General features: G+C 65.7%; 20 protein-coding genes and 1 pseudogene. 10 read left to right on the forward strand and 11 right to left on the reverse strand.

The annotated features are described in order from the left end of the window. Nucleotides 1-264 precede the first annotated feature (264 nt). On the forward strand, nt 265-1,464 hold the full coding sequence (locus GWC77_RS07780; RefSeq protein ID WP_173256324.1) for an acyltransferase: 1,200 nt from the start codon (nt 265-267) through the stop codon (nt 1,462-1,464). Between the two features lie 11 nt (nt 1,465-1,475). On the opposite strand, the gene GWC77_RS07785 is transcribed toward GWC77_RS07780, so the two are convergent. Beyond that, nucleotides 1,476-2,765, reverse strand: a complete 1,290-nt coding sequence (locus tag GWC77_RS07785) for a glycosyltransferase family 4 protein (RefSeq protein WP_173256325.1) — start codon at nt 2,763-2,765, stop codon at nt 1,476-1,478. Between the two features lie 266 nt (nt 2,766-3,031). On the opposite strand from GWC77_RS07785, the gene GWC77_RS07790 reads away from it, so the two are divergent. Both GWC77_RS07790 and GWC77_RS07795 read left to right on the forward strand, forming a co-directional pair. After that, nucleotides 3,032-4,267 (forward strand): oligosaccharide flippase family protein, encoded by a 1,236-nt coding sequence (locus GWC77_RS07790; RefSeq protein ID WP_173256326.1) that lies wholly within the window; start codon nt 3,032-3,034, stop codon nt 4,265-4,267. Beyond that, the gene (locus tag GWC77_RS07795) at nt 4,264-5,340 is read left to right on the forward strand and encodes a glycosyltransferase family 4 protein (RefSeq protein WP_173256377.1); all 1,077 of its coding nucleotides are present in this window, start codon (nt 4,264-4,266) and stop codon (nt 5,338-5,340) included. Before GWC77_RS07790 ends, GWC77_RS07795 begins: the two co-directional genes overlap by 4 nt. Nucleotides 5,341-5,401: 61 nt before the next feature. Here the strand turns inward: GWC77_RS07795 and GWC77_RS07800 are convergent, their stop codons facing one another. Continuing rightward, a complete protein-coding gene (locus GWC77_RS07800) occupies nt 5,402-6,190 on the reverse strand; it encodes a sulfite exporter TauE/SafE family protein (RefSeq protein ID WP_173256327.1) in 789 nt (262 codons plus the stop codon). A 336-nt stretch (nt 6,191-6,526) separates the two neighbouring features. Here GWC77_RS07800 and GWC77_RS07805 point away from each other — a divergent pair, with 336 nt between their 5' ends. After that, nucleotides 6,527-7,624: a glycosyltransferase family 4 protein gene (locus tag GWC77_RS07805; protein WP_173256328.1), complete on the forward strand. Its 1,098-nt coding sequence runs from the start codon at nt 6,527-6,529 to the stop codon at nt 7,622-7,624. Nucleotides 7,625-7,676: 52 nt separating this feature from the next. Here GWC77_RS07805 and GWC77_RS07810 read toward each other — a convergent pair whose 3' ends face one another. From GWC77_RS07810 to GWC77_RS07825, 4 genes are all read right to left on the reverse strand, one after another. After that, complete coding sequence (locus tag GWC77_RS07810) at nt 7,677-10,304, reverse strand: FG-GAP-like repeat-containing protein (RefSeq protein WP_367949014.1); 2,628 nt, start codon at nt 10,302-10,304, stop codon at nt 7,677-7,679. Beyond that, nucleotides 10,301-11,776, reverse strand: coding sequence for a sodium:solute symporter (locus GWC77_RS07815; protein WP_173256329.1), 1,476 nt, complete (start codon nt 11,774-11,776; stop codon nt 10,301-10,303). The genes GWC77_RS07810 and GWC77_RS07815 overlap by 4 nt, the downstream gene beginning before the upstream one ends. After that, nucleotides 11,773-11,988, reverse strand: a complete 216-nt coding sequence (locus GWC77_RS07820) for a DUF3311 domain-containing protein (RefSeq protein WP_173256330.1) — start codon at nt 11,986-11,988, stop codon at nt 11,773-11,775. The genes GWC77_RS07815 and GWC77_RS07820 overlap by 4 nt, the downstream gene beginning before the upstream one ends. 131 nt (nt 11,989-12,119) lie before the next feature. Continuing rightward, entirely contained in the window at nt 12,120-12,605 is a 486-nt protein-coding gene (locus tag GWC77_RS07825; RefSeq protein WP_173256331.1) for an aminoacyl-tRNA deacylase, read from the reverse strand. A gap of 231 nt (nt 12,606-12,836) precedes the next feature. Here GWC77_RS07825 and GWC77_RS07830 point away from each other — a divergent pair, with 231 nt between their 5' ends. The 3 genes and pseudogenes from GWC77_RS07830 to GWC77_RS07840 all read left to right on the forward strand — a co-directional run bounded on the left by GWC77_RS07830 (nt 12,837) and on the right by GWC77_RS07840 (nt 17,139). Then, nucleotides 12,837-14,147 (forward strand): DUF1800 family protein, encoded by a 1,311-nt coding sequence (locus GWC77_RS07830; protein ID WP_173256332.1) that lies wholly within the window; start codon nt 12,837-12,839, stop codon nt 14,145-14,147. A gap of 196 nt (nt 14,148-14,343) precedes the next feature. Beyond that, nucleotides 14,344-14,805, forward strand: a pseudogene (locus tag GWC77_RS07835) (DUF1501 domain-containing protein); the annotation flags it as partial. Between the two features lie 54 nt (nt 14,806-14,859). Next, nucleotides 14,860-17,139, forward strand: a complete 2,280-nt coding sequence (locus tag GWC77_RS07840) for an ATP-binding protein (protein ID WP_173256333.1) — start codon at nt 14,860-14,862, stop codon at nt 17,137-17,139. A 22-nt stretch (nt 17,140-17,161) separates the two neighbouring features. Here GWC77_RS07840 and GWC77_RS07845 read toward each other — a convergent pair whose 3' ends face one another. The 3 genes from GWC77_RS07845 to GWC77_RS07855 all read right to left on the reverse strand — a co-directional run bounded on the left by GWC77_RS07845 (nt 17,162) and on the right by GWC77_RS07855 (nt 19,218). Then, complete coding sequence (locus tag GWC77_RS07845) at nt 17,162-18,112, reverse strand: anti-sigma factor (RefSeq protein WP_173256334.1); 951 nt, start codon at nt 18,110-18,112, stop codon at nt 17,162-17,164. Beyond that, complete coding sequence (locus GWC77_RS07850; protein ID WP_367949015.1) at nt 18,102-18,728, reverse strand: RNA polymerase sigma factor; 627 nt, start codon at nt 18,726-18,728, stop codon at nt 18,102-18,104. The genes GWC77_RS07845 and GWC77_RS07850 overlap by 11 nt, the downstream gene beginning before the upstream one ends. Nucleotides 18,729-18,822: 94 nt before the next feature. Beyond that, nucleotides 18,823-19,218 (reverse strand): cupredoxin family copper-binding protein, encoded by a 396-nt coding sequence (locus tag GWC77_RS07855; RefSeq protein WP_173256336.1) that lies wholly within the window; start codon nt 19,216-19,218, stop codon nt 18,823-18,825. Nucleotides 19,219-19,307: 89 nt separating this feature from the next. Between GWC77_RS07855 and GWC77_RS07860 the strand changes: the two genes are divergently transcribed. Next, complete coding sequence (locus tag GWC77_RS07860) at nt 19,308-20,351, forward strand: RNA-guided endonuclease TnpB family protein (RefSeq protein WP_173256337.1); 1,044 nt, start codon at nt 19,308-19,310, stop codon at nt 20,349-20,351. 13 nt (nt 20,352-20,364) lie between these two features. Here GWC77_RS07860 and GWC77_RS07865 read toward each other — a convergent pair whose 3' ends face one another. After that, nucleotides 20,365-21,330 carry a metallophosphoesterase gene (locus GWC77_RS07865; protein WP_173256338.1) on the reverse strand — a complete coding sequence of 322 codons (966 nt, stop codon included), beginning with the start codon at nt 21,328-21,330 and terminating at the stop codon, nt 20,365-20,367. Between the two features lie 194 nt (nt 21,331-21,524). Further along, entirely contained in the window at nt 21,525-23,507 is a 1,983-nt protein-coding gene (locus GWC77_RS07870) for a sigma-54-dependent Fis family transcriptional regulator (RefSeq protein WP_173256339.1), read from the reverse strand. A gap of 267 nt (nt 23,508-23,774) precedes the next feature. Between GWC77_RS07870 and GWC77_RS07875 the strand changes: the two genes are divergently transcribed. Together GWC77_RS07875 and GWC77_RS07880 are read left to right on the forward strand one after the other, a co-directional pair. Continuing rightward, nucleotides 23,775-24,749: an alpha/beta fold hydrolase gene (locus GWC77_RS07875; RefSeq protein WP_173256340.1), complete on the forward strand. Its 975-nt coding sequence runs from the start codon at nt 23,775-23,777 to the stop codon at nt 24,747-24,749. A gap of 356 nt (nt 24,750-25,105) precedes the next feature. Then, nucleotides 25,106-26,833 carry a methanol/ethanol family PQQ-dependent dehydrogenase gene (locus GWC77_RS07880; protein ID WP_173256341.1) on the forward strand — a complete coding sequence of 576 codons (1,728 nt, stop codon included), beginning with the start codon at nt 25,106-25,108 and terminating at the stop codon, nt 26,831-26,833. The last annotated feature ends 42 nt before the right edge of the window (nt 26,834-26,875 follow it).

The following is a 26,875-nucleotide window of genomic DNA, read 5'->3' on the forward strand; positions in this document are numbered from 1 at the left end:
AAAAGCAAGCCACGGGGAATGGTTTTCCTGTCCGACTATAACGTTGGCAGGCTCTTCGAGAGCGCGGCTGGCGGATCGCGACTATCGTTCGGCGTCGCAAGGCAGACGGCACTGATGCGCGAGCGCAACGGTCAGGCCCCATGTCGCTCGTTGGCGCGATATTGGCGGACGAAGGCGGCGGGAGCATCGGAACATCCCTATAGGCAGCGCGCTTCGCAAGCAACCTGCGCGCAAAGAAGATAAAGAGAGAACGAGGTGAAACAGATGGGCACTCTCTTCGGAGGAGCCAAGGCGATCGTACGGAATCGAACGATCGAACTGGACTTCCTGCGCGGCATCGCGATCATCGCGGTGATGGGTTATCACTTTCATACAGTCGATACCGGCTTTCGTGTGATCCCCATCATCCAATACCCATTCACGCATTTCGGCCGGGAAGGGGTGAACCTGTTTTTCACGCTGAGCGGTTTTCTCGTCGGCGGGTTGCTGCTGCGCCAATACGCGAGCACCGGCGTCATCGATGCACGCCGCTTCATCGTCAGGCGGATTTTCAAGATCTGGCCTGCCTACTATGTACTCATTGCGTTTCATATGGTGGCGGGCCGTCATCCGCTGAGCACGTTCGCCGTGCAAAACCTCACGCATTTGCAGAACTACCTGGGGACGTCGATTTCCCAGACCTGGAGTCTCGCAGTCGAAGAACACTTCTATCTGCTGCTGCCGGCGCTGCTGCTCGTCTTCGCGCGGTGGAAGCTGCGTGCCAATGCGATCCTCGCGATGCTGGGCCTGATTTGCCTCGCGGTACTGATCGCACGCTCGATCACCGTCGCGCACGGCGGGCTCGAGGCCGCATTCTTTCAGACGCAATTCCGCATCGACAGCCTGCTAGCGGGTGTCATGCTCGCGGCAGTGTATTGGATGAAGCCCGATCTCTATCGCCGCCTCGCGCAAAAGAGGGGCCTGCTGCTCGCGATCGTCGGTTTCCTCGTGGCCTGGCTCGCGTTCGCGACACGCCATAATGCGCTCGACGAGAGTATCGGCTACAGCATCCAGTCGGCTGGGTACGTGGCGCTCATCGTGCTCATGCTCGAACATACGGGCTCGATGTCGCGGATGTGGCTTTTCCGCGCCATCGCATGGGTCGGCGTCTATTCGTATGGGATCTATCTCTGGCATTCGATCGCGTTCGCCCCGGCCGATATCCTGATCGCGAAGGCGAGCGCGCTCGGCTTGCCGGCGCTGATCATCTGGGCGCTCGCGCTGGCGTTTCAGATCGCGATCGCGATATCCGCGGGCTACATCACGACGCGGCTCGTCGAGTTTCCGTTCCTGCTTCTGCGCAACGCGCTGTTCCCAGCTCAGGGTGCGGCCAGCACCGAGCCGAGCGCACCGGTGCCCGTCGTGCCGAAGACGACGGCGGCTGAGCCCGAGAGCGTGCCTGTCGTCGGCAGCCAGCCGTCGTAGGCGCGGTGCGCTCAGGCCATCGCTTCTTGCAGCGTACGTTTGAATTGATCGAGCGTGTTGCGTTCGAGCAGACGCTCGTGCGCGCCTTCCGGCGCTTGCGTGCGATCGGCCGGAGCCACGCCTCGCGCAAACACCCTTTCGATCGCGGCGGCGATGGACGGTGGCGAAAGATCGTCGATGACGGGGCCCAGCGTACCGCCGCGGCAAAACCAGCCGATGAGGCCCTCGGCGGTCGCTATCACCGGTTTGCCGAACCGGTAGGCCTGCACCAGGACGCCGCTCATGCCGTAGTGCCCCTTGTAGCCCAGCCAGACGGCATCGCATGCCGAGAAGAGATCGAACTCCATCTCGTTCGTGATGAAGTGGTCCAACACGACGGGCGCAGGCGTCAAGCGCGGCGCTCGCATGCGCAGGAATTCGCGCGTCTCGCTGTCCTGTTCCCCGGCGACGACGAGTGTCGGCGCGTCATGCATCGTTTCCAACGCCGCGACGAGTTCTCGAATGCCCTTGCGGTCGGTGATCGAGCCGTACACGAGCAGATGACGCGCGTGGGGCGCGAGACCGAGCTTTGCGCGGGCCGCGGCAGGGTCGTCCGCACGCGCATCGGGAAACGGGTCGGCCAGATAACGCACGACGGCAGCACGCTGGCCGAGCGCCTGCGCGCTCCATTCGCTGAGCGTCGGGTCGATCGACAGCAACGCGCGCATGCCCTTCACGCGCACGGCCTGGCGAAACAGGTAAGCCTTTACCGCGTTGGCGACGCGCCGATCGGGGGCTTTGACGCCGACCGTTCTGTGGTGAAACGACGAGCGCATCGTGATGCCGACCCAGGGAGCGCCGCCGAACGGCGAACCGAGAAACGGCAGCGCGTAAAGAAAGTAGTCGACGTAGGGCACGACGACGAGCGAGACCGGCTGGAACTGTGCGATGAGCCGGTACGCGTAGCGGAAATAGCGGTGATGGCGCACATATGAAATGCGCTCGAGACCGGCCGCGCCGCCGGGCCGCTCCTGCTGCGGATCGACGAACGCGATTTCGAGATCGTCGCGCGCGGCGCTCGTGATCTTGCGCGCGAGGCGGTGGTCCTCGTTACGCGATTCGGTCACCACGACGCAACGATACCCCGCATCCGTGTACGCTTCGGCCGCCCACTGCGCGTACCGCCATCGATGTCCGGTGAAATTGGGCTCGATGACGAGCACGGTTTCGCGCGGTGTCGGTTTGCACGTCGCATCGGGCAGCGCCGCCGGTACCGCTTCGGGTATGGCGCGTGCGCCGGGGGGAGAAATGTCGTTTTGCATCGTCTCGTCGCTCTCGTCGCTCTCGCCGGTCTTGCGGCCTGAAGCTGTTGGGACACGATGACCGTACCACCGGCTGCGCTCCGTCATCCGTCATTTTTGCTCACGTCATGGCGGAAAAGAACAGGTCGTCTCGCCAGGATGGCGGGTTCGGCCTACTAGATGGCGCGCCGAGCCGCCGCCTACAAGGTACTTTGTGCTTTCTACTTCTGAATCGGGGCAGTTTTTCCAACGTGAGCGCATCGTGGGGCAGGGAAGTGAGATCGAGCATGTTTGCGACGCTATCGATGCGCGCGGGGCTGGGCGCGAGCGCGGCCACGTGGGTATTGCTGCAGCAGGTCGCGGTGCGGGGCCTCGTGGCGCTCAAGTTTCTCGCCATCGGGCGCATCCTGGGGCCGACCGCTATCGGTAGCGTCAGTGTGGCGCTGCTCGCCGTGGCGATCGCCGAGTCGCTGTCCGACACTGGGCTCGCGCAGGCGGTCATCCAGGGGCGGGAAGCACCGACGCACGCCGAACTGGGCGCAGTATGGACAACGCTGATGGCGCGGGGCGCGTTCGTCGCGTTGTTGCTGCTCGCGCTCGCGCCGGTGATGGCTGCGCAATTCCATCTCGATGGATCGATCCTGCTGCTGCAACTCGCCGCGGTGCTGCCGCTCCTGCGCGGCGTGGCGTCGCCGGCTTACTTCGTCGTGCAGCGCGAGCGCCGTTTCCAGCACATTGCCGCGGTCGAGATCGCCGCGGCGTGTGCCGATTGCGCAGTGGGCCTGTTGCTGGCCGTCGCGGGTGCCGGCGCGATATCCGTGTTGATCGGCATGGCGCTCGGCGAGGGGCTCAAGAGCACGCTGACCTGGGCCACGATGCGGCCGCGCCCGCCCATCGCGCTGCGCTGGCATGGCATCGGGCACTATGTCGCGTTTTCCCGCTGGATCTGGGCGAGCAGTGTCGTGAACCTCGTGCTCAATCAGTTCGACAAACTGGTGGTCGGCAAGATGCTGGGGCCGGCGCAGCTCGGTGCCTATCAGATGTCGTCGCGCCTCGCGCAGATGCTGCTCGCGGACGCTGCGATCGCCATGTCGCAATACCTCTTCCCGACTTTCTCGGCCCATCACCGCAGCGACGCGGCCCACGCCGCACGCATTTTTCACCTCTATCTCGTGGCCGCCGGCTTCGGGCTCGCGCTGATCGTCGTGCTGTTGCGATGGCTCGCGGCGCCGCTGTTTTCGCTCGTGCTCGGACCGCAATGGATGCCCGCTGTACCGCTGTTCCGAATCTTTGTCATCAACATGGCGTTGGGCGCATTGATCGCGGTGCTCGTGTCGTACCTGCGAGCCGTCGGCGACGCGCGCGCCGCAACGCAGGCGTCCGTGATGCAGGTCGTCGTACTGTTCGCGGTCGTGCCGCCCGCGACCCACTACTGGGGCGTGACCGGCATTGCCTGGGGAATGACCGCGGGACTCGCCACGGCAACGCTATGGATGCTGTACCGAACGGTAAAGGCCCGATGATGCGGATTCTTCATCTCGTGCTCGCGCCGCGGCTGTCCGGCGCCGAAGTGCTCGCTACCGAGCTCGCCTTGCATCAGCGGGCCGAGGACCACCATGTCTCGTTGACCTCGCTGTTGCCCGCGCACGACGATTTCGAGCAATTGCGTCGCGAGCTTGCGCAAGGCGATGTACCGTGCCGCTTTCCGCTCAAGCGGCACGGCATGGCCGGCAAGCTCTGGCATCTTTACCGGGTCATTCGCATCGTGCGGCCCGACGTGATCTTCGCGCATGCAACGATACCGGCGTTCTATGTCCGTGCGCTGCCGATCGCAACGCCCATCGTCTACATCATGCATTCGGCAACGAATGACTTCGAGCGGAACCTCTTTAGACGTGTCGAGCGGATTTTGTCGGCGCGTGCGCGTGCGGTGGTCGGCGTATCGCGCACGAACGTGGACGACTACATCGCCATGGTGGGGCCGCACCCGCACATGATCGTGATTCCGAACGGGGTCGACCCGGCGCGCTTTCTCCACGAGGCGCCGGCCGAAGCGAGCGGCGGCGCTCCGGAAATCGTGCAGATCGGACGCTACAACGCAATCAAGAACCAGTTGCAGACCGTGCGCGCGTTCGCGCAAGTGAAACGCGAAGTGCCCGACGCCCGGCTCGTGCTGTGCGGCGTGATCGAGGATCCCACTTACCACGCGCAAGTGATCGAGCTCGTTGCGACGCTCGGTCTCACGCATGCCGTGGCGATAGAGGGCCCACGCACCGACGTCTCGCGGATGCTCGCGCAAGCGAGTGCGTTCGCGATGCCTTCGCGCTCGGAAGGGCACAGCATCGGGTTTCTCGAAGCGCTTGCATCGGGCATTCCGGTGGTGGCGAACACCATCGAGCCGTTCCGTTTCGCGAGCGACTTTCCGGGCGTGCAGCTCGTCGACACGGATGACACGGCCGCCTATGCGAGCGCACTCGTCGCGGCGCTCAATCAAAGCCGCGTGCAACGCGAACTGACGGGGCTCACGCTCAAGGATTCGGCCGAGCGGTATCTCGACGTCGCTCGCAAAGTGGTCCGTCAAGGCGTCGTTTTCTGATTATCCGGATACCGCGCGCACCGCGTACGCCGCCGATATAAACATGGCGTTCAGGGCGACGTCACAGCACGACGAGCCGCACCCCGATCAGCACGAGCACGGCCGCCAGCAGATTGCGTAGCAGCGTTTCGGGGGCGCGAGCCGACAAGTGGCTGCCCAGCGCGATGCCGGGCAGCGAACCGATCAGAAGCGAGAGCAGCATCATCCAATCGACCGAGCCGAGCAGCCAGTGCCCCATGCCCGCGGCGAGCGTGAGCGGCACGGCATGGGCGATGTCGGAGCCGACGATGCGCGATGTCGGCAGCGACGGATAGAGCAGCAACAGCACCGTCACACCGATGGCGCCCGCGCCGACCGAAGTCAGCGAGACGAGCACGCCGAGCACGGCGCCCGTCAGGATCGTCAAGGCAGTGGTGCTGCCGGCCGAAGGCTGGCGTCGTGTGCGCGCCGCGAATCGCATCAGTTGCGGGCGGAACACGAGCGCGATCGACGTGATCAGCAACGCGGTGCCGAGGATATGCTGCAAGAGCGCTGTCGCGCGCGGCGAGTGGATACCGTGATGCTGGAGCCACCACAGCGTGAGTGCCGCTGCCGGCACACTGCCGGCGGCGAGCCGGCCCGTGATACGCCATTCGACCGATCCCTTGAGACCGTGCACGAGCGTGCCCGCCGATTTGGTCGCGGCCGCGTAGAGCAGGTCGGTGCCGACGGCCGTCGCCGGATGCACCCCGAACAGCAGCACGAGCAGCGGCGTCATCAGCGAGCCTCCGCCGACGCCGGTCAATCCGACCAGGAATCCAACCGCGAGGCCGGATATGGAGTACATGAGATCGATATGGGGCAGGGCCATGTGCGATAGGGTGTGGCCGCGGCAAACGGCGCGAAAGGACCGGAAAACGGATCGATAGCGGCGACGCGGTGGCGCGGCACACGCACGATCGACGCGCGAAAAACAGCCATTGTCGCAAAAGTGGCGCCGGAACGCTCGATAAGGTCAGATAAGACCGGTCTGTCGACCGGTCTGCCGATTTTCGCCGGCCGTGCCAGGGCGGGCCGAAACCTACTACAAGATGGCGAGCGCACTCGCCCTGCCGCACGTTATTTTGGTGCGCGGGCGGCATGCGGCAACGTCCAATGCATGCCGTGGATGGGGCAAACTTCTGCCCTTATTCGCCACTGGGACACTATGCGCATTTTCCAGCTGATCCTCGCGCCGAGGCTTTCTGGCGCCGAGATGCTCGTGAAGGGGATCGCGATCGACCATCAGCAAAGCGGACACAGCGTTTGCGTCGCTTCCCTGCTGCCGGCGCACGGCGACTTCGCGCCGGCAGCGGGCGAGCTGGCGGCGCATCGTGTCACGTGCGTCTTTCCGCCTCGGCGCTACGAAAAGCTTGGCCGCCTGCTGTTTCTCTATCGCGCGATTCGCCGCTTCAAGCCGGACGTGATCTTCGCACACGCCACGATTCCCGCGCTGTACGTGCGTGCGCTACCGGTACGCGTGCCGATCGTCTGGGTCATGCACTCGGGCGTCGATGATTTTCAGGACAACCGCCTGCAGCGTGCCGAGCGGCTTTTGTCGCTGCGTGCCAAGGCGGTGATCGGCGTATCGCAGAAGAACATCGATGAATATCGGCGCGCGATTGGCCGGCATCCGCCGCTCATCGTCGTGCCGAACGGTGTCGACGCGGAACGTTTTCGCCATCGCGAATCGGTGCGTGGGCCGCGCGGCGAGGCGGGTTCGGCCGGCGCGGCAAAGGGCGGCGATGCCGCGAAGCGCATCGTTCAGATCGGCCGTTATATTGCGGAAAAGGGGCAGCTCGACACGGTACGCGCGTTCAAGCGGGTGCTCGATGTCGAACCCGAAGCGCGGCTCTTGCTGTGCGGTGTCGTCGAAGATACCGCTTACCATGCCAAAATCCGCGCCCTGGTCGACGAGCTGGGCCTCGCTGCGCATGTCGAGGTCAAGGGGCCGCAGACCAATGTTGCAGAGATTCTGGCCGCCTCGAGCGTCTTTGCGATGCCCTCGCGCTTCGAAGCGCACAGCATCGGCTTTCTCGAAGCGCTTGCGTCCGGTATCCCCGTCGTCGCCAATACGATCGATGCGTTCGCCTTCTCGCGCGGATGGCCCGGCGTGCAGCTCATCGACACAAGCGACATCGACCGCTATGCCCAAGCGCTTGCATTAGCGCTCGGCGAGCCTCGCGCGCAGCGCTCGCTCGACGGTCTGACGCTCGAGGATACGGCCGAGCGCTATCTTGCCATTGCGCGGCAGGTGATCGGCTAGGGCGGTGCCCATCCGGTTCTCCCTCCGGCTTTCGGCAGACGCCGGCCGAGGCTTATTGCAGACGGTCCTGCCGCAGCGTCTCCGTGTATCGGCCCGGTAACGTGCCGAGCCGTTGTTCGGTTCCCAGCGCGTGCCCGTCGGCCTCGAAGTCATAGCGCGCCAACGCGGGAGCGCCGCCCCAATAGTGATACTCGTCGAGCTGGGCATCGGTTCGTTCGAACAGAACGAGCCGCGAGCGTCCGGTGCCACCTGTGCCGCTGCCGCTGCCCGACTCGCGCGTCAACGCAGGCAGCGCAGGCAGCGCAGGCAGCGCAGGCAGCGCAGGCAGTGCATCGGTCCATGCCACGTCGAGGGTGCCGATATGCGTGGGCGCCGATAACCGTTGCTCCGAGCGGTCTGTGGCAATCGTCCAGACGTCGATGCCGCCGCGACCCTCCGGTGAGGGCGCGCGCGCGCCAAGCAGTACGAGGCCGTCCTGTCCGCTCGAGTCGATCGGCCCTGCCGCGATACGTGTGAGCGCGGGTTCGAACGACGCCGGCAGCACGCGGCGATCGTGCTGCGAAAATGCCCGGCCCGAGCTTGTCCAGTGGGACAGTGCAAGCGAACGATCGTTGCGTTCCGCGGCGACCATGTCGGCACGCGGCCAGCCGGCGACGCGCAGCGCAAAGAATTGCGTCGCGGCCGCGAGCGGCTCGGCCGCCCGCCATCGCGACGGGGCATTGCCCGATGCGCCACGGCTCGTCAGCACCCAGAAGTCGAAGCCCCGGCCGTCGACGGTGCGTTGCACCGCGAGGAGATCGGCGCGGCCGTCGCCGTCGAAATCGCCCGCCAGATACTGCTGCGCGCGCACGGGTGCGAGCGTGGCGTCGCTGCGGTACCAGAGGCTCGGCGCGGCGAACGCGCTTCCAGTACTCGCGAAGCGCCAGAACGCCGTCCCGCCGCGGGCGTCCGGTGCGATCGCCATCAGGTCGGCGCGGCCTTTGCCATCGAAATCGCCGAGCACGAAGCGCGTGCTGTCGAAGCACAGTGCGTCGCCGCGGCAGCTCGGCACCATCGCGTCCGCGTCGAACCGAATGGGGTTGGCGTACCAGCGAGCCGCCCGCGCGCCCGGGGCGAGCGGCGCGACCCAGATATCGAAGCCGGGGCCGTCGGTCCGGCGCGCGAGATAAACCGCGCTGGACTGGCCCGTGCCCGAGACGTCGCCATAAAGCGCAGCATCGAGACGCAGGTCCCGCCACGGCGCCGCCAACTCCGACGTCCAGCGATAGGCGGTCGTGCGTTGCCCGCAAGCGGCGAGCGTGGGCGTGTCTCCGCTTGCGCCGAGGCAGTGGCCGAGCGGCGTACGGACGATGCCAAAGTCCCAGGGGGTGAAGCGCTGCGCGAGCGTTTCGTCGTCGCACGGTTCTTCGACGAGCCGGCCCGCGCGCTCCGCGACGCAGCGGCCGCTCGCCACGCTCATGAGGGCCGCGTCGTGCGGATTGCCGGGGTAGCTCGGCACGGGCCGCCAACGCCATGCGCGTGCGGGGGCGCCGTCGCAGGCCGCGAGCGTGATCGTACGCGTGCCAGGTGCGACGCTCGCAGCGCTCGCGGTACTTACTGTACGCGCGTCGGCACCGCTCAAGCATCGGCTCGTGCGCACGTTGACGAGATTGAAGGCGGCCATGGCGCCAGGCGACGAACGCGCTGGCGACGATAGGGGCGAGGGGTCCGAGCGGTCCGCGAACGAGGACTTGGCCGGTAGAGCCGGCGACGACGCAACGGCTCCCGACGCGCCGAATGCATAGCGCCGGGCCACCCAATTACCGTTCCATTCGTATTCACCGAAGACCTGCGCGATGTCGCCGCCGTCCATCGCGAAATAAGTGGCGACCTGATCCCGCTTCGTCTGGATTGCCTGAATGGACAGGTTCGCCGGCATGCCGGCGCTCACGTAAGTGAGGTGATAGGCGATCGGCACCTGCACGCCGGCGACGCGTGCGGCCTCGCGCGTCGCGCGTGCAGCATAGATGTGATCGGGGTGTTCGAGAAACGGAACCGTGTCGGGATTCAGCGTATAGATTTGCGTCGCATGCGCGAGTATCGCGCCGAGCGTCGCCGTCAGCGCGGGGCGATCGTAGCGGGTCGCACCGCGGCCATCGGCCGCCATCGGGTAGCTGGAAACGGATGCGCCCTCGTCCCACAACAGCGCGAGCGGCGCGCGCCCGCCGCGCACTTGCGCGCCCGGCAGCCGGAGCTCGTAGAGCGCGACGCGCGGCATCGCGTCGAGGACCATACGATGCACGGGCCGGCCGGCGATCGATACCGTCGACTCCGTCCATGCGTTACGCACCCCCGCCATGCGGGCATACGTCCGGCGGATCGCCCGCTCGCGTGTGAGCACGTAATCGAATTTCGAGTTGTCTGCACCGCCGATCAGATGGACGGTGACGATGCACCATCCGGCGCGCAGCCGGTCGGTGATGCCGGGATTGACGAACAGCAGGTCGTCATCGAGGTGCGCGACCACGGTGACCAGCGTGCCGGCGCTGCATTCGCGTGGCAGGGACATCCCCGCCTGAGCAATGGACTGACGGGTGACGGCCGCGACCGGATGCGTCGCTCCACGCACCGCGGCGAGGCCGGCCGCAACGGCGAGCGCGGCGAACGCCGCGCTCGACCGCGCACGCAAACCAACGCTCACAGCGGATGCGCCTGCGACTGACCGGCCGTGCGAGACTGAGTGAGCGCGCTGACGATGAGCAGCACGAGAATGTTGACCGACAGAGCGACGAGGCCGATGTTCGTATCCTTCAGCCGCTCGGGCAGAAACGGAAACCATTGGCCGAGCGTGGCATGCGTCAGCGTCGTGACCGTGACGACCGCTACACCCGCGACGACACCCGCGAATGCGCCTTGCCACGTCACCCAGCGCCGCGCCGCGAGGCTCGCGAGCACGGCCGGAAAAAGCTGGGTGACGAAACTGTAGCCCATGAGCAGCAGCGCGACGATCGTTTCGCCGCCATGCAGCGTGAAGCCGACCCCCACGAGTGCGATGACCGGCACCAGCACGCGGGCAAGCCGCGTCACCTGCGCATCGCTGGCATGACGCGCGACGCCGCCGCGATAGATGTCGTTGGCGATCAGCGTGGCCGCTGCATTCAGAATCATCGAACCCGGCACGAGCGCGGTCAGCACGCCGGCCGCGCCGATCACGCCCACGAACCAGGGGTCGAACGTTGCGAGCGAGAGCCGGAACAGCGACAGATCGATGTCGCCGCCCTTGAGGCCGGGCACCTTGAGCGTTGCCGCGAAACCGACGAAGAAGACGAACAGCAGAATCAGCTGATAGACGGGCAGCACGGCCGCGTTACGCCGGAAGATGCGCTCGTCGCGCGCGGTGAACACCGACGCGAACGTATGCGGCCACATGAAGAAGCCCAGTGCGGTAAGCACGACCGTCGATTGGAACCAGGTCACGCTCGAGCCTTTCTCCGGGAACGAGAGGAATCCCGGCTTCGCGGCATCGATGGCGTGGAACATCGGCGCATATCCGCCGTAGTAGTGCAACGGCAGATAGATGCCGAGGAATACCACGACACCCAGAATCATCAGGTCCTTCGTCACCGAATTCCAGGCCGAACCGCGCACGCCGGAGATCGTCACATAGGCCGTCACGACCAAGGCGCCGATCCAGATGGCGGCCGCGGGCGAGATGGCACCGTACGAAGTCGTCGCCACGATGATGCCAAGCCCCTTGAACTGAAGGACGAGATACGGCACGAGGGCGACCACATCGACGATCGCGACGAGTACGCCGAGCGCGGGGCTCGCGTATTTGCTCGCGAGAAAATTCGGCTGCGAGACGACGCGGTTGGCCTTGGCATAGCGCCAGATCGGCGGTAGCAGCCAGTACGAAAGGATATAGGCGAGCGTGGCGTAGGGCAGGATGTAGTAGACGGGGGCACCCTTGCCATATGCGAAGCCGCTGCCGCCGAGGAACGTGAACGTCGTGTAGATCTCGCCGGCCATCAACAGAAAGACGAACGCCGTGCCAAAGCTGCGTCCGCCGACCGACCACTGCTCGAGATTCATGTCGTGCCCGCGGCGGGCGCGCAGGCCCAGGCCGAGCGCCAGCAAAGTGAACGCCGCGATGATCAGGAGTGCGCTGCTCATGGGCGCACCTCCTCACCGGGCGATGCGGCCGTGCGGTTGGCCGGGTCGAGCCGGTAGACGAGCGCCATGATGACGGCGGTCAGCACGACCCAGCCGACGATCCATGCGAGCACGAGCGGCATGCCGAGCACGAGCGGCTCGACGCGATTGACGAACGGGACACCGAGCAAAATGCCGATGAACGGCAGCGCGGCGAGCAACCTGAGAACCATGATGAAATCACTCCTGGAAGGGGTGCGACATGATCGGACTGCGCGCCACACTCTATGCCCAACATCGGTGCGCCGTAAACACTTTCAAAAAAGCACTCCGGCGCCTGTCCGCCACGCTTTTTCGTAGGGCGTCAAATCGACAATCCCTGCATCCGATGGGCGAAATGCGCGCGCTCGGCTTGCTCCATCAGGGCGAGGAACTGCTCGATATCCATGTGAACGAGCGCTTCGTGGTCGCCCGCTTCGAAGTAGACGTCGGGCTCGCGCACGAGGCTTTCGTCGAGATACGTCTGCATCCCGTAAGCCATGCCGACAGGGGGCAGCGCACCGATATCGCAGTCCTTGAAGATTTCGCGAACGTCGGCCTCTCTCGCCACGGCGAGTTGCCTGCCCGTGCGCGAGCGCAGCTCGGACAGTCGGACCGCATGCGTCGATGGGAGCACGGCCGCGACGTAGCCGTTTTCGTCCGCGAGGAGCACTGTCTTGGCCAGGCGCTCGCCCGGCACGTGCGCGGCGGCGGCCGTTTCGGCGCTCGAGTGGCTATAGGCATGATGCAGTACATCGTAGCGGGCACCCCGGTTGTTCAGACACTGCTCGAGCGTAGCTGACATGGACATGGCACACCTCCGTCGTTCTAGCGAAAAACGCGTTTGAAACGCGGCCTGCATACGGTTCTCCTAGCATAGGTCGTTTGCCGCGGTGCTGCGGTGCTACGGATATCTGGAGCATGCCGCGGCGCTGCGCCGGCGTAACAGTTTTTACTCATATGTAAATGACAAGGCGTTGGAACGCGCTACATTGAACGCCGAGCCGATATGCGCAGCAGCCGGCGTCCCATGCGAGACAACATGGCCAATACAGAACATATGAGCGGCGCGGCGATCGCGTTGAATCGATTCGGGCTTGGCGCGCGCGCCGGCCAGGCCGCCCCCGACGACCCCAACGGCTGGCTGTTGGCACAACTCGACGCCTACGAGCCGTGGCCGGCCGCCTGGGCGCAGGAGCCCGGCTCGCATGCCGCACTCGAAGCCGTGACCGAGGCGCGCCGCGTGCGCAAGGAGGCGAAGATGGCCGCGAGCACGGCGGCCGCGAGCCAGGCCGGGCCGGCGGCAAGTCAGGCGGCCATCCAGGCGGTGCGCAAGGAGCTGCGCGACACCTATGTGTCGGCCGTCGACGCTCGTGTGAACAGCGCACTCGCGACGAATACTCCGTTTGTCGAACGGCTCGTGCATTTCTGGGCGAATCATTTCGCCGTGTCTGCGGACAAGCCGGAGGTCGCGTCGCTTGCCGGCGCCTTCGAGGCCGAGGCGATTCGCCCATACGTGCTCGGATCGTTCGAGGACATGCTCGTGGCCGTGGAATCTCACCCGGCCATGCAGATTTACCTGGATCAGGTCCGTTCCGTCGGCCCGAACAGCCCGGCCGCATTGCGCGCCGGCGCGCGCAACCCCGCAAAACGGCCCGGGCTCAACGAAAACCTCGCGCGCGAGATCATGGAGTTGCATACGCTTGGTGTGCGCACGGGCTACACGCAAGACGACGTGACCGAGTTCGCGCGGGCCCTGACAGGCTGGAGCATCGCCGAGGCCCCGGGCGCGGCGCCGGCGATGAGGCGCGCCGCAGGCGCCAAGGCTGTCTCGGGCACCGCGATCGCCGGCACGTTCGTGTTCCGGCCTGCGCTGCACGAGCCCGGCGGACGAACGATCATGGGCCGGCGCTATGCGGCGGCCGAAGCGGATACCGGTGCGACGCAAGCGCTGGCCGTGCTCCACGATCTCGCGCGGGCACCGGCGACGGCGCGTCATATCGGTTTGAAGCTCGCGCGCCATTTCTCGACGGACAACCCGAGCCCGGCCATGGTCGAGCGGCTCGCGCATGCATTCGAGGCAAGCGGCGGCGATCTACCGAGCGTCTATCGAGCGCTCGTTGTGTCGCCCGAGGCATGGCAGCCCGTCGCGACGAAGTTCAAGAGCCCCTGGGATTGGACGATTTCCGCTTGCCGCGGCATCGGCCTGACCCGACTCGACAATCTGCATGCGGCGCCGCTTCTCGCGCAACTGGGACAGCCGGTGTGGCGGTCCGGTTCGCCGGCGGGCTACGACGATACGAGCGCGAGCTGGGCGGCGCCCGATGCGCTGAGAGCTCGCCCACGCGCATGAGGACGTGGCGCTGCTGCCGCGCGACGCGGCCCAGGCGATCGCGTTCGCGCCGACGGGCAGCGTACGGCGCAGTTCTCGTTCCCACTTCGACGGACAGAACGTGCAGCGCCAGCGCGGTCGGCAGGCTTTCGGCATGCGCGATCGCCGCCGCGGTGGCCGGCATCGGCGCCCCGGCGAGCAGCGTTGGCGCCAGCGTGCGCGGATCGAGACCGGGGGCTGGGATACGCATAGCGCGCAGAACCCGCGGCTCGCCGCGCAACTGAAAGCGCTCGACACGATGCTCGGTGCACTGCGCGACGGGCTCGGCACCGTGTGGTCCGACACGACAGTGGTGGTCGCCACCGAGTTCGGGCGCACTGCCGCGGCGAACGGCACCGCGGGTACGGACCACGGTACCGGATCGCTGGCGATGCTCATGGGTGGGGCGGTCGCGGGCGGACGCGTCATGGCGGACTGGCCCGGCTTGCGCGCGGGCGATCTTTACGAGGGCCGCGACTTGCGCGCGACGACGTCGCTCGATGCGTTGGTCGCCGGGGCGGCAGCCGAAACGTTCGGCCTCGATCCGGCCCGTACCGTGGCCGCGCTCTTTCCGAAGCGTCGCGCGCTCGCACCGGTCACCGGTGTCGTTGCCGAAGTGGGGACAGCGCGACACGCGTGAGCCGCGGCACGGGCGTTGCTTGCCGCGCTAAGGGTATCTACATGGAGACGCTTCATGAGCAACGCCGCTCGCGCCCCTATTCCGCGGCGGGACTTCACTGAACATTTTGTCCGCTTCTACGACGACGAGTTGCCGGTCATCGACGAAGTCGTCCAGTTTGCCCTGCGCGCCTTGCGCGACAAAGGTGTAGCGATCGTCATCGCGACGGACGCGCATTTGTCGGCGATCGTGCCGCGCCTCCAGCGCGCGGCGCGGGGACCGCGTTCGGGCAAGCTGATTTGCGCGGAGGCTCAGGCCGCGCTGGCCGGGTTCATGGTCGACGGTTGGCCCGACGACGAGCGATTTTTTGCAACGATCGGCGCGCTCGTGGCTGACGCGGCGGCGCGCGCGGACGCGGCGCCGATTCACGCATTCGGCGAGATGGTGGCGATATTGGGCGCAGCCGGACAATACGATGCCGCCCTGCGGCTCGAAATGCTCTGGAACCAATTGGCGCGGCGCCATGCGTTCAAGCTCTTTTGCGCTTATCCGCAGGCGCTTTTCTCGCATCCCGAGCAACTCGGTGCGTTCAGCGAAATCTGCCGTGCGCACGGGCGCGTGCTGCCCGCCGAAATCCTGACGGACGTGGGCGCCGCCACGGCCAACCGGCTGATCGCTCCGTGGCAGCGAAAGGCGGCTGCGCTCGAAAGCGAAATACAGCGGCGGCGCGAAGCGGAAGCGGCGCTGCGCCGCCGCGAGTGCGAACTGGCCGACTTCATCATGAATGTGCCCGTGGCGGCGGCGTTCCTCGCGGGGCCCGACCACGTCTTCAGATTGGCCAATCACGGATATCGCGAGCTCGCCGGCTGTGCCGAGCCGATCGGCCGCACTTACGCCGACGTATGCCCGGGCGAGAAGCTCGGTGGAGAGATCGCTCAGTTGCTCTCGAAATGCTATGCGAGCGGCCGCTCGGTGTGCCGTGAGGAGTACCGCATCGAAATGACGCGGACCGACGGCGCGTTCGAGCCACGCTATTTTTCGTTCAATTTCAAAGCTTCGCGTTCGGACAGCGGCGAAGTGGACGGCGTCATTGCCGTCGCCGTCGAAGTGACGGAGCAGGTGCACAATCGCGAGCGCCTCGAAAAATTGCATGCCGAGCGCGAGCGGCTGCTGGTGGAACTCGAGCGCGCAAGCCGCGCGAAGGACGAGTTTCTGGCCATGCTCGGCCATGAGCTGCGTAATCCGCTCTCGCCGATCGTCACCGCGCTGCAGTTGATGCGCATGCGCTCGGATGGCCGGACATCGCACGAGCAAAGCATCATTGCGCGGCAGGTGGAGCATCTCGTGCGGCTCGTCGATGATTTGCTCGACGTCGCCCGTCTCACGCGCGGCAAGATCGAACTCCGACGGCGTACGGTGAAAGTCTCGGATGTGCTCGACCATGCGATCGAAATGGCGAGCCTGCTGCTCGAGCAGCGCAATCACCGGCTGACGGTCCAGGCCGAGCCGGACCTCGTCTGGTCGGTCGATGCGGCGCGCATGGCGCAGGTCGTCTCCAACCTGTTGACCAATGCGGCGCGCTATTCGGCGGTGGGCGAGGAGGTGCGCCTTGCCGCTTCGCACGGGCCCGGGGATACCATCGAGATCAGCGTACGCGACAACGGTATCGGCATTGCCGAGAAGATGCTGCCGCGCGTATTCGATCTGTTCTTTCAAGGCAAACGCAATCTCGATCGCGCGGAAGGCGGGCTGGGCATCGGCCTCGCGCTGGTCAAGAATCTCGTCGAACTGCATGGCGGCAACGTGAGCGCCGCCAGTGCGGGGCCGGGCTGCGGCAGCGCATTCACGATTCGCGTGCCGGCCCGGGCGGCGGGCCACGCACATCGGTCGCCGGGCGCGCGCGGTCCCTCGGTGCCGTCCGAGCGAACCGCGTCCGCTGCGCCGCCCCCGAAAAACGGCTGCCGCATCCTGCTCGTCGACGATAACGTCGACGCCGTCGAAGCGCTCGCGCTGCTGCTCGGCGAGTCCGGTCATCGCGTCGAGGCCGTCCACGATCCCGCTGCCGCGTTGCAGATCGTCGGGCGCTTCAAACCCGAGATCGCGGTCGTCGATATCGGCCTTCCCGTGATGGATGGCTATGAGCTCATCGGCAGCCTGCGCGCGATGCCCGCCACGCGTGGCTGCATGTTCATCGCGTTGACCGGGTACGGACAGCAGGCCGATCGCTTACGCAGCGAGGCGGCGGGTTTCGATCATCATCTCGTCAAGCCGGTCGATCTGACGCATCTGACGCGTCTCATCGACGCATTCCAGGCTGAGAAAGCGGCGCACTCGGCCGAAAGCCACGGCCCGTGATCGCTGCTTGCCCGGCCGGCTGTCACATCGACTCGCCCGACGCCGGGCGCCCGGCAGCCGTGTTTTGCGCGGCCTGCAGTTTCGTCTCGAGCGCCGTCTCGAAGCTGGCCAGCACATTCGGCTCGGCGTCCGTCACGGCCCACCAGACCATTCCGTTCGCGCGCCAATGCAAGAGGGCATAGCCGTCGCGCACGAGCGTGGCGGACCCGCTTTCGCCGCCGCTGTCCGACGCCTCGCGCTCGGGCATCACGTAGACATCGATCACGTGCAGGCGATAGCGGTAGATGAGCACGGCAACACGCCGATGCGCCACGTAATCGAGGCGTCCGCCCGCCAGCGCGAAGCCCTCCGCAGCGAGATCGACGACGGGCGGCGTGTAATCGAGGCGGCCGTTGAACCACGGCTTCACCGTATGCTGATCTGTCGAGATGACGTCGATGCCGTGCCCCGACAGTTGCGCGCGGACATGCGCGCCGACGAGTTCATCGACGAAGAGCTCGCCGCGATTCGGGCCGCGTAGCGAAGGCGTCAACGCGAGCGTCGCGGCAACGGCCAGCGCAACGGCAACGGCGCTCAGCCCGGCGAAGGCTGCGACCTGGCCGCCGCCCATTCGCCCGGCGGCGAATCCCTGCCATGCGGGCCGACGCGAAGCGGGCCGATCCGAACGGGGCTGACGCCAAAGCTGCTTCAACCAACCGAAGCGCGCGTCTCGCGGCGGCGCGGCGCGATCGGCGGCAGCAGACGTTCGGCCGGCTTCGCGCTCGAGCGCGGCCGCGATGCGCGTACGCAGTGCATCGGGCGCGTGGTGATACTCGGCGCGCCGCACGCTGCGGCGTATCGCAAGCAGGGCTTGCTCTTCGGCGCGGCACGCGGCGCACGTTTCGAGATGTTGTCGGACCGCGCGCGCTTCGCCTGACGGGAGTTCGCCGTCGAGGCTCGCATCGATGCGAGGACGGATGTCGTCACATTCCATCAGGCCTCTCCTGCTGACCGTCGGTCGTACGCACGTGCTCGGCCCGGCGTTGCGGCTCGCGCGACGTGACGATGGCGGCGAATTTGCGCCGCGCGCGGGCGATGCGCGACATGACCGTGCCGATCGGCAATTCGGTGACCGCCGCAATTTCGCGGTAGCTCAAGTCCTCGAGCTCGCGCAAGATCAGAACCTCACGGAATTCGACGGGCAGCTCCGCAAGCGCCTCGTGCACGAGCCGCGTGTCCTGCTCGCGGATCATCAGCGTTTGCGGATCTTCGGGCGCCGTGCCCCAGCCATCGATCGGCGTGTCGTCGAGCTCCTCGTCGAACTGCACGACCTCATGCGACGATGCGCGACGGCGCCACTCCGAATACCAGGTGCGGCGGACGATCGCGAGCAGCCACGGCCGGGCGCTGTCGCCTTCAAACGAATCGAAAAAGCGCAGGGCGCGCATGAATGCCTCCTGGACGATGTCTTCGGCATCGGCCGAATTGCCACTCAACCAGCGCGCAAGGTTGTATGCCGCATCGAGATGCGGCAACGCCAACGCCTGGAAACGGCGAACCCGCTCACCGTCGTCGCGCTTGCGCGCGGCCTGTCGATCGCTGCTGGTCACCCCGGCTCCTTCGCCTCCACCGATGCACCATCGGCCACCCGTCGAGTGTAGTTCGCTTTTGGGCATATCGAGGGTCCGTTGCACCACGACGTTTTCACCGGACCACGATCTTGCCGACCATCATCGGATGAATACTGCAGAAGTAGGTGTACGTGCCCGACTTCGTCAGCACGGTCGCGTACGAATCGTTCGTATCGAGCGCGGGGGAACTCTTGAACGCGCCACTCGTGCTGACGACGATATGCGGCTCTTCATCGCGATTGACCCAGACGATCCGCGCGCCGGCGGGCACGTGGATTTCGTTCGGCTTGAATGCGAATTGGCTGATTTCGACGCGATAGACGGCCGGTTGCCCGGCGCCGGCGCCACTCCCGCCGGCCGGTTGCGCGTCGCTGTCCGTTGCCGCGCGCGAGGCGCTCGTGGCACATGCCGCCATGGCGGCGATACAGAAGGCGGCCGCGAGCCGGCCGCGAGGATACCGTGCTTTCATCCGAGTTTGCTCCGAGAAACGTGGGACTTTAGTCCGAGGAGGACGGGAGCGCCGCCGCAAGGCGGCATTCCCAGGGTAGATTCGGGGGAATGATTCTTGTCTATCGTTACCGCGTGAGATCCCTGAACGGCCTGCTCAATCGGCAAAGCCGTGCGGTGAACTTCGTCTGGAACTTCTGCAACGACACGCAAAAGCACGCGCTTAAGTGGAACAAGAAGTGGCCAAGCGGCTTCGACCTGAACGTGCTGACCACGGGCAGCAGCAAGGAACTGGGGATTCACTCGGGCACGATCAACGCGACGTGCGAACAGTATGCGAAATCGCGCAGCCAGCACCGGCGTCCGTACCTGCGCTATCGCGGAAAGCGTAGCCTCGGGTGGGTGCCGCTCAAGGGGCGTGACCTCAAGCGCGAGGGCACGGCGTTTCGCTTTGCCGGCAATACGTTTCGAGTCTTCTATAGCCGCCCGCTGCCCGAAGGCAAGATCAAAGACGGCACCAGCTTCGCGCAGGATGCGCGCGGCAACTGGTTTCTGAACATCGTGATCGAGGTGCCCGAGCCGCCGGCGCGTCCCGTCAGGCGTGCAATTGGCATCGATCTTGGACTCAAGGACTTTGGAAAGCTGTCGAACGGCGAAACGCTGCCGAACGATCGCTATGGTCAGCGCGCGGCCGAGAAGCTCGCCAAGATGCAGCGTGCGCGCAAGCACAGGCGTCACCTCGCCAAGCTGCACGCGAAGGTCGCCTACGCCCGCGCGGACTTTCAACATAAGGCGGCGCTCGATCTCGTGCGCCGGTTCGACCTGATCCGTGTGGGCAACGTATCGGCTTCGAAACTCGCCAGGACCAAGATGGCGAAAAGCGTCTACGACGCATCCTGGTCGTCGTTCCGAGACAAGCTCCGCTACAAGGCGATTGCGCACGGGGTGCTGTTCGAAGAAGTGAACGAAGCGTTTTCTTCCGTAACCTGTTCTGCGTGCGGTACGCGCAGCGGCCCTACCGGGCTGAAAGGCTTGCGAATGAGAGAGTGGCAGTGCGGTGCCTGCGGTTATGTACATGATCGTGATGTCAATGCTGCGCTAAACATTCTCCGATGCGGGCGTGCATCGCCAGTGGTGGGAATCCACCGCCTTTAGGCGGCGGAAGACGTCAAGACAGCGTCTCCTCGGTGAGGGCGAGCGTGCGTGCCGTCTCGACATGGCGCACGACGCGCACGCCGAGATAATCGGCCAGCTTGCCGGCCGGAATCTCCTTCAGCGGCCCGGGTCCCGGGCCCACGCCTGGCGCGGGTTGCGGATAGGCCGTCGAACGGGCCGTGAAGAACGTCACGTTGCCTTCGACCTTTTGCTGAATCTGATGAATATGGCCGTTGAGCACCGTCACCGAACCGAAGCGGCGCAGCAAGGCGAGCGCTTCGCCGGCGTCGTCGGTGCCCCAGCCCCATGAGGGATACAGCGACCACAGCGGCATATGTGCGAACACGACGATCGGCGTTTCCGACGTGCGGCTCGCGAGATCGCTGCGCAGCCAGGCAAGCTGGTCGCTGCCGAGCGAGCCGAGGCCGCCGGCTTTCAAGTTCAGCACGTTGATCAGTGCGACGAAGTGCACGCCGCGATGATCGAAGCTGTACCACCCGCCCCGCGTGGCTTCGCTCCCGAAGCGACGGAAAAATTCCGCTCCGTTGTCGCCGATCACGTCATGCTCGCCGGGAACGAAGAACTTCTGCTTCGTACGCGTCTGCCGCATCAACTCGGTGACCGTATCGAACTCGTCGGGCTTGGACAGATGGGTGAGATCGCCCGTATGCACGATGAAGTCGGGCTGTACACGTGCCGCATCGATATGGGCGAGCGCCCGTTTGAAGGTCCCGACGACATCGTCGTTCGGCGCCTTGTTGAAGCCGATGTGCGAATCGCTGACCTGCACGAACGTGAATGCCGCGTTTTTGGCATCGTCTTGCGCGCCGTCGCCCAGCGTGCGCGCCTGAAGCACACCGCCTTGCATGAACCAGAGCGTGCCGGCTCCGGCCAACGCCATACATTTGAGAAATTCGCGCCGCGCGCCGGCCGGCTGCACGTCGCGGCCGCCGTCCTTGTCGTCTTGCTTGCCATCCATGATCGGACTCTCCTGGTCGTGGCGAGCGCGGCCGGCAAGACCGCGCTCGGAGGACCGGCACTGCGAGCGCAGCGGGCTCGATGAGCTGTCCTCATCAAGCGTTACCGCGCCATGCGCGCGCTTATTCCCGCCAGGAGAAAAAAAGCGAATGTTTCGGACGAGGGCGTCCGATGAGGATGAGGGGCGCTTCCGGCCTATTCGTCGTTGGAGGCGCGGCCGAGCCCGAATGCCGCGGGCAACTTGCGGTAGATCGTGGTCCGGGAGACCCCGAGTGCGCGCGCGGCTGCGGAGACGTTGCCGCCGTGCCGCTCGATCGCGGCGACGATGACGGATACGGCCACGTCCTGCAAGCGCGCATCGCGCGGCACCGCGCCAAGGAGGGGCGATGCGGCCGGAACGTTGGCAACGTTTGCGCTGGTTTCGGCTGCGGCGATATCTTCGAAGAAATCGTCGGGCAGATGCTGGCGGTGGATCTCGCCATCATCATCGACCATGGCGGCGGCCGTGCGCAGCAGGTTGCCGAGCTGCCTGAAGTTGCCGGGCCATGCGCATTGTTCGAATAGCGCCATGACCTCGGGCGAGACGCTGAGGCTGCGGCCGTTGCAGCTCGCCATGGACTCCTGTTCGAGCATCTTGTCGATGACGACCGCGAGGTCGGTCCGCTCGCGCAGCGGCGGGAGTTTGACGACGAGTCCGTTCAGGCGGTAGTAAAGATCCTCTCGGAAGCGGTTCTGCGCAATCATCTCCCGCAGGCTGCGATGGGTTGCGCAGACGACGGAAATATCGACGGGAATCGATTTGGCCGACCCGAGCGGGTTGACGATGCGCTCTTGCAGTACGCGCAGCAGGCGCACTTGCAGCGGATACGGCATATCGCCGATCTCGTCGAGAAACAGCGTGCCGCCGTTCGCCTGCACTAGCTTGCCGAGGGCGCCCTTGCGCCGCGCTCCGGTGAAGGCCCCTTCCTCGTATCCGAACAACTCCGATTCGATCAGCGTTTCGGGAATCGACGCACAGTTCACGGCGACGAACGGACCGTCCCGGCGCGGCGAGTCGTTATGGATCGCCTGCGCGAGCAGTTCCTTGCCGGTACCCGTCTCGCCGGTGATCAGAATCGGAATGTCCTTGCCGATGACCTTGCGCACTTTCGCAATCACGGCGGCAACTTGCGGATCGCCCGTATCGAGGCTCGAAAGCCGCACACGCGTGCTCGTCGACGCCGCCTGTGCGACCGCGCGCGATACGCGTTGTACATCGGCTACGGGGCCGTCGGCGAACGACGTGCGCTTGATGCCGATGCGCGCGCGGACCACCGTGCCGTTGTGCAGATTCAGCGAGACGACTTGATCGGGATGGGCGCGCACGCGATCGAAGAGCTGTGCGCTCGTGAGACCGAAAAGCGAGGCGAGGGTATGCGCGCGCAATCCGGCGAGCGGGACGCCGAGCTGGAATTGCGCGCTGCGATTGGCGGACAGAAAACGGCCGTCGAGCGTGAAGGCGGCGATGCCTTCCATCAGCGTGCCGAGGAATTCGGGGCGGCCATGAAAGGCGATTTGCAGCGTGTCCTGGAACGTGCTCGTGAACAGATGATTTTCGATCATCTGCACCGACATCTTCGCGAGCGCCATCGTATGCTGGTGATAGCTGCGGCAATCGCCCGTCACGTCGAGCACGCCGACGACCTCGCCGTAAGGGGCGAGGATCGGCACGCTCGAACAGGTGAGGAACCGGTTGGCCGCCAGATAGTGCTGATCGCCATGGACGACGGTCGCGCTGCGCTCCGCCAGCGCGGTACCGATGGCGTTCGTGCCCTGGCGGTCTTCGGCCCAGTTCGCGCCCGGGCGAAGCGCGACCTTTTCCGCGCGCTGAAGGAAATCGTCGTCGCCGATGGAATGGAGGATGAGGCCTTGCGCATCCGTCAGCACGATCATGCTCTGCGTATTGACGATCTGCTCGTGCAGCGTTTCCATGACGGGCAGGGCGTGCGCCGTCAGTACGCGGTTTTGTTCGAGCTTGAGCGTGAGGTCGGCACCGGTCAGCACGTCGTAGTCGGGCCGCGTGCACGTGTGCAGGCCGAAGCCTTCCGAGCGTTCGTGCGCTTTCTGTATGCAAGGGGTCAACCAGCCGCTTTCGCCGTTCGTGAGCGAATTCGGGGCGTGACGGGCGTCGTCCGGCATTGTCTCCTCCATTGAGGCCTCAGGTAGGCCCTCGTACCGGCGCGTAGCCGATACGTTGTGGTGCCGCTTGGAGCAAGTTACGCGCCAGAAACGCCACTTCGAGCCGAAGCCGGGCTGAAACGCCATGCTGCGACCGATCACGGCGCGGCATCGACTTTCGACTGCATCGTTTACGATGGCGCCATTGCCGAGTAGGCGGAATCGGGAGTTATCCGTAGTTTCCCGAGGTTTCCGCCGCGGCCTCTCAGCCTCCCGAACCGGCCTTCAATGAACGCGTCTCATTCGAAACTCCGAGCGCTCCAGCAAGCAGCAACGCATTACGGTATCACGCGCGATGGCCATCGCATCGCGTTTGCCGTCGCAGGTGCGCTCGACGGCGTGCCCGTCGCCGTCCTGCACGGCGGGCCCGGCAGTGCCAGTGCGATGAGCGTGCTTGCGCGCTTCGATCTCGCGCGCTGTCGCGTCGTGCTGATCGATCAGCGCGGCGCCGGCGCGTCGAGACCGCGCGGCAGCCTGCGGCATAACCGCACGGACCGGCTCGTCGGCGACATGGAAGCCGTTCGCGAGCGGCTCGGATTCGCGCGATGGGGTATCGTCGGTGGATCGTGGGGCGCGGCGCTTGCGCTCGCCTATGCGGGCGCGCAGCCGCAGCGGGTGACAGGCGTCGTGCTGCGCGGCCTTTTCCTTACATCGCGGCGCGAAGTGCGAGGCTTGTTCATCGGCTCGCGCGGCCGCGCCCCGCACGCATGGCGCGCGCTCATGCGTGCGGCACATTGCGACCGGCCGGCAGCGCTCGTCGCATGCTGCGAGCGGGCGTTGCGCCAGGGCGCCCCATGGCCGCGGCAGCGCGGCGTCGCGCTTGCGTGGCGCGATTACGAAGACGCGGTACTCGCATCGGCGCATATCGGCCGTCCACGCGGCACCGCGCGGCGGACGCGCACTGGGCACGCGAACGCGTTGCGGCTGACGAAGAAATACCGCATCCAGGCGCACTATCTGACCCATGATTGTTGGCTCGGCGAACGGCGGCTGCTCTCGCTGGTGCGCCGCGCCGCGACGAACGGCATACCGCTCGCGGCCGTTCACGGCATGCGCGATCCCGTATGTCCGCCCGGCAACTTGCGGCGCCTCGCGCGGGCCGTTCCGAACGTCAGGCTCACGCGCGTAAACGCAGGCCATCTCGGCAGCGAATCGGCGCTTGCGGCGAGTCTCGCTGAAGCGATTCGAGCGATGTTCGGCTGAAGCCGTTCGGCTTCGTTTGGGGTCGACGCTCTCTCGGCCCTCTGCGGTTTCCCTCCTGCCTGTTCCCAACGTGAACAGTGTCCGCACCGCCTGTACCGAATTGGAACAGCTGCGACGTAACGACACATCGAACGACCCGATTCGGCGGGCACGCGCATCGGCTGCAATGCCGCGCGGCACCGGGCGATCCCACCTCAATGGCATACGACTTGCGTTGAGCCGCCCGCCGCGGTTGCCGAATGAAGCGTGAAGCGCGCAGTTCGAAATACCGCCGCAATCAATCGATAAATCCTCGGCCGCGCGTGGCATCGGACTCAGGCGGATTCAGCGCTCGGCAGGGAGCCTTGGAGAGAGACATGAAAAGAAGTTCGGCTTCGGCCTTGTTGCTCACGGCACTTGCGAGCGCGCTCGCGGGCGTTCTCGGTCTCGATGCACCTCGTGCCGGCGCGGCCGACACGTATCCCCCGGTCACGTTCGAGCGCATGACGAACGCGCAAGAGGACGCGGGTTGGCTCACCTACTACCGCACCTACAGCGGGCAATCGCATTCGCCGCTCAAGCAGATCGATACCTCGAACGTCAAACGGCTCGTGACGGCATGGAGCTACAAGTTCCCTGCCGAGCTGCAGCAAGGCTTCGAAGCCACGCCGATCGTCAACGGGCGTTATCTCTTCGTCAGCACGCCCAAGGACAACGTCTACGCGTTCGATGCCGCAACGGGCAAGACGCTCTGGAAATTCGAGCCCAAGCTCGGCGCCGAATCGTTCAAGACGGCCTGCTGCGATGTCGTCAACCGCGGCGTCGCGCTCTACGGCAAGAACGTCTATGTGGCCATGCTGAGCGGCGAGGTAGCCGCGCTCGATGCGCAAACGGGCAACCTGGTCTGGAAGAAGCAGATGTTCGATCCCGGCCTGGGCTATGCGTTCTCGCTCGCACCGCTCGCGCTGGACGGTGCGATCGTCGTCGGCAGTTCGGGCGGCGAGTATGGCGCACGCGGCTTCATCGCCGCGCTGAGCCCCGAGGATGGCAAGGTGCTCTGGAAGCGCTTCACGGTGCCGGGTGCGAAGGAGAAGGGCGGCGACACCTGGCCTGACGGCATGCAGGATCACGGCGGCGCGCCGGCCTGGCTGACCGGCACCTACGACGCGGCGACGAAAACGCTCTACTGGGGCGTCGGCAACCCTGGACCGTGGCTGGCCGATTTGCGTCCCGGCGACAATCTTTATTCGGACTCCTTACTGGCGCTCGACCCGAAGACCGGCGCGCTCAAATGGCACTTCCAGTACACGTCGCACGACACATGGGACTACGACGGCGTGAATACGCCGGTGCTCGCGAAGATCAGCTACGAGGGTAAGGACTACGACGCGATCATCCACGCGGATCGCAACGGCTACTTCGATGCGATCGATCGCAGCAACGGCAAGCTCATCTATGCGAGGCCGTTCGTCAAGGCCACTTCGGTGACGGGATACACGGCCGAGGGCAAGCCGATCCAGGACGGCGCGAAATATCCGAAGGTCGGCTCGACGATCGATACGTGTCCGAGCTTTCTCGGCGGCAAGAACTGGTGGTCGATGTCCTACGATCCCGAGCGGCATCTCGCGTTCGTGCCTGCGCTGCACGCCTGCATGAGCCTGTCGGGTAAATCGGTGAGCTACATGGAAGGGCTGCCCTATCTGGGCGAAGGCTTCGAAATCAAGGCCGAGCCCGGCAGCAAAGGCTATGGCGAGCTGCAAGCGATCGACGTGAACACGGGCAAGAAGGTCTGGAGCCATTGGACGAAGATGCCTTGGAACGGCGGCGTCGCGAGCACGGCAAGCGGCATTGCGTTCAGCGGTTCGCTCGACGGCCATCTCTATGCGTTCGACGCGGCCACGGGCAAGGTGCTTTGGCAAAGTCCGAAACTCGCGAGCGGCATCATCGCGCAGCCGTCGATCTTCGAAGTCGACGGCAAGGAGTATGTCGCCGTGCTGGCCGGCTACGGCGGCGCGAATCCGATCTGGGGTGGCCCGATGGCGAAGATTGCCGAGAAGGTTCCGCGCGGCGGCACGCTCTACGTCTTCGCGCTCGGTCGCAGCTGATCCGTCCTCTGCATTGCAGCCTTTATTGGTCGCGAGTCTGCA

The organism is Paraburkholderia sp. NMBU_R16, from assembly GCF_013282575.1.
Lineage (GTDB): Bacteria > Pseudomonadota > Gammaproteobacteria > Burkholderiales > Burkholderiaceae > Trinickia.

Bases quoted from the DNA above. Each gene is read 5' to 3' on its own strand.
- GWC77_RS07855 (WP_173256336.1), bottom strand. From the start codon at position 19,218: ATGAAAGCACGGTATCCTCGCGGCCGGCTCGCGGCCGCCTTCTGTATC.
- GWC77_RS07830 (WP_173256332.1), top strand. From the start codon at position 12,837: ATGGCCAATACAGAACATATGAGCGGCGCGGCGATCGCGTTGAATCGA.
- GWC77_RS07805 (WP_173256328.1), top strand. From the start codon at position 6,527: ATGCGCATTTTCCAGCTGATCCTCGCGCCGAGGCTTTCTGGCGCCGAG.
- GWC77_RS07845 (WP_173256334.1), bottom strand. From the start codon at position 18,112: ATGGAATGTGACGACATCCGTCCTCGCATCGATGCGAGCCTCGACGGC.
- GWC77_RS07785 (WP_173256325.1), bottom strand. From the start codon at position 2,765: ATGCAAAACGACATTTCTCCCCCCGGCGCACGCGCCATACCCGAAGCG.
- GWC77_RS07825 (WP_173256331.1), bottom strand. From the start codon at position 12,605: ATGTCCATGTCAGCTACGCTCGAGCAGTGTCTGAACAACCGGGGTGCC.
- GWC77_RS07795 (WP_173256377.1), top strand. From the start codon at position 4,264: ATGATGCGGATTCTTCATCTCGTGCTCGCGCCGCGGCTGTCCGGCGCC.
- GWC77_RS07815 (WP_173256329.1), bottom strand. From the start codon at position 11,776: ATGAGCAGCGCACTCCTGATCATCGCGGCGTTCACTTTGCTGGCGCTC.
- GWC77_RS07880 (WP_173256341.1), top strand. From the start codon at position 25,106: ATGAAAAGAAGTTCGGCTTCGGCCTTGTTGCTCACGGCACTTGCGAGC.
- GWC77_RS07800 (WP_173256327.1), bottom strand. From the start codon at position 6,190: ATGGCCCTGCCCCATATCGATCTCATGTACTCCATATCCGGCCTCGCG.
- GWC77_RS07780 (WP_173256324.1), top strand. From the start codon at position 265: ATGGGCACTCTCTTCGGAGGAGCCAAGGCGATCGTACGGAATCGAACG.
- GWC77_RS07865 (WP_173256338.1), bottom strand. From the start codon at position 21,330: ATGGATGGCAAGCAAGACGACAAGGACGGCGGCCGCGACGTGCAGCCG.
- GWC77_RS07860 (WP_173256337.1), top strand. From the start codon at position 19,308: ATGATTCTTGTCTATCGTTACCGCGTGAGATCCCTGAACGGCCTGCTC.
- GWC77_RS07875 (WP_173256340.1), top strand. From the start codon at position 23,775: ATGAACGCGTCTCATTCGAAACTCCGAGCGCTCCAGCAAGCAGCAACG.
- GWC77_RS07840 (WP_173256333.1), top strand. From the start codon at position 14,860: ATGAGCAACGCCGCTCGCGCCCCTATTCCGCGGCGGGACTTCACTGAA.
- GWC77_RS07870 (WP_173256339.1), bottom strand. From the start codon at position 23,507: ATGCCGGACGACGCCCGTCACGCCCCGAATTCGCTCACGAACGGCGAA.
- GWC77_RS07790 (WP_173256326.1), top strand. From the start codon at position 3,032: ATGTTTGCGACGCTATCGATGCGCGCGGGGCTGGGCGCGAGCGCGGCC.
- GWC77_RS07820 (WP_173256330.1), bottom strand. From the start codon at position 11,988: ATGGTTCTCAGGTTGCTCGCCGCGCTGCCGTTCATCGGCATTTTGCTC.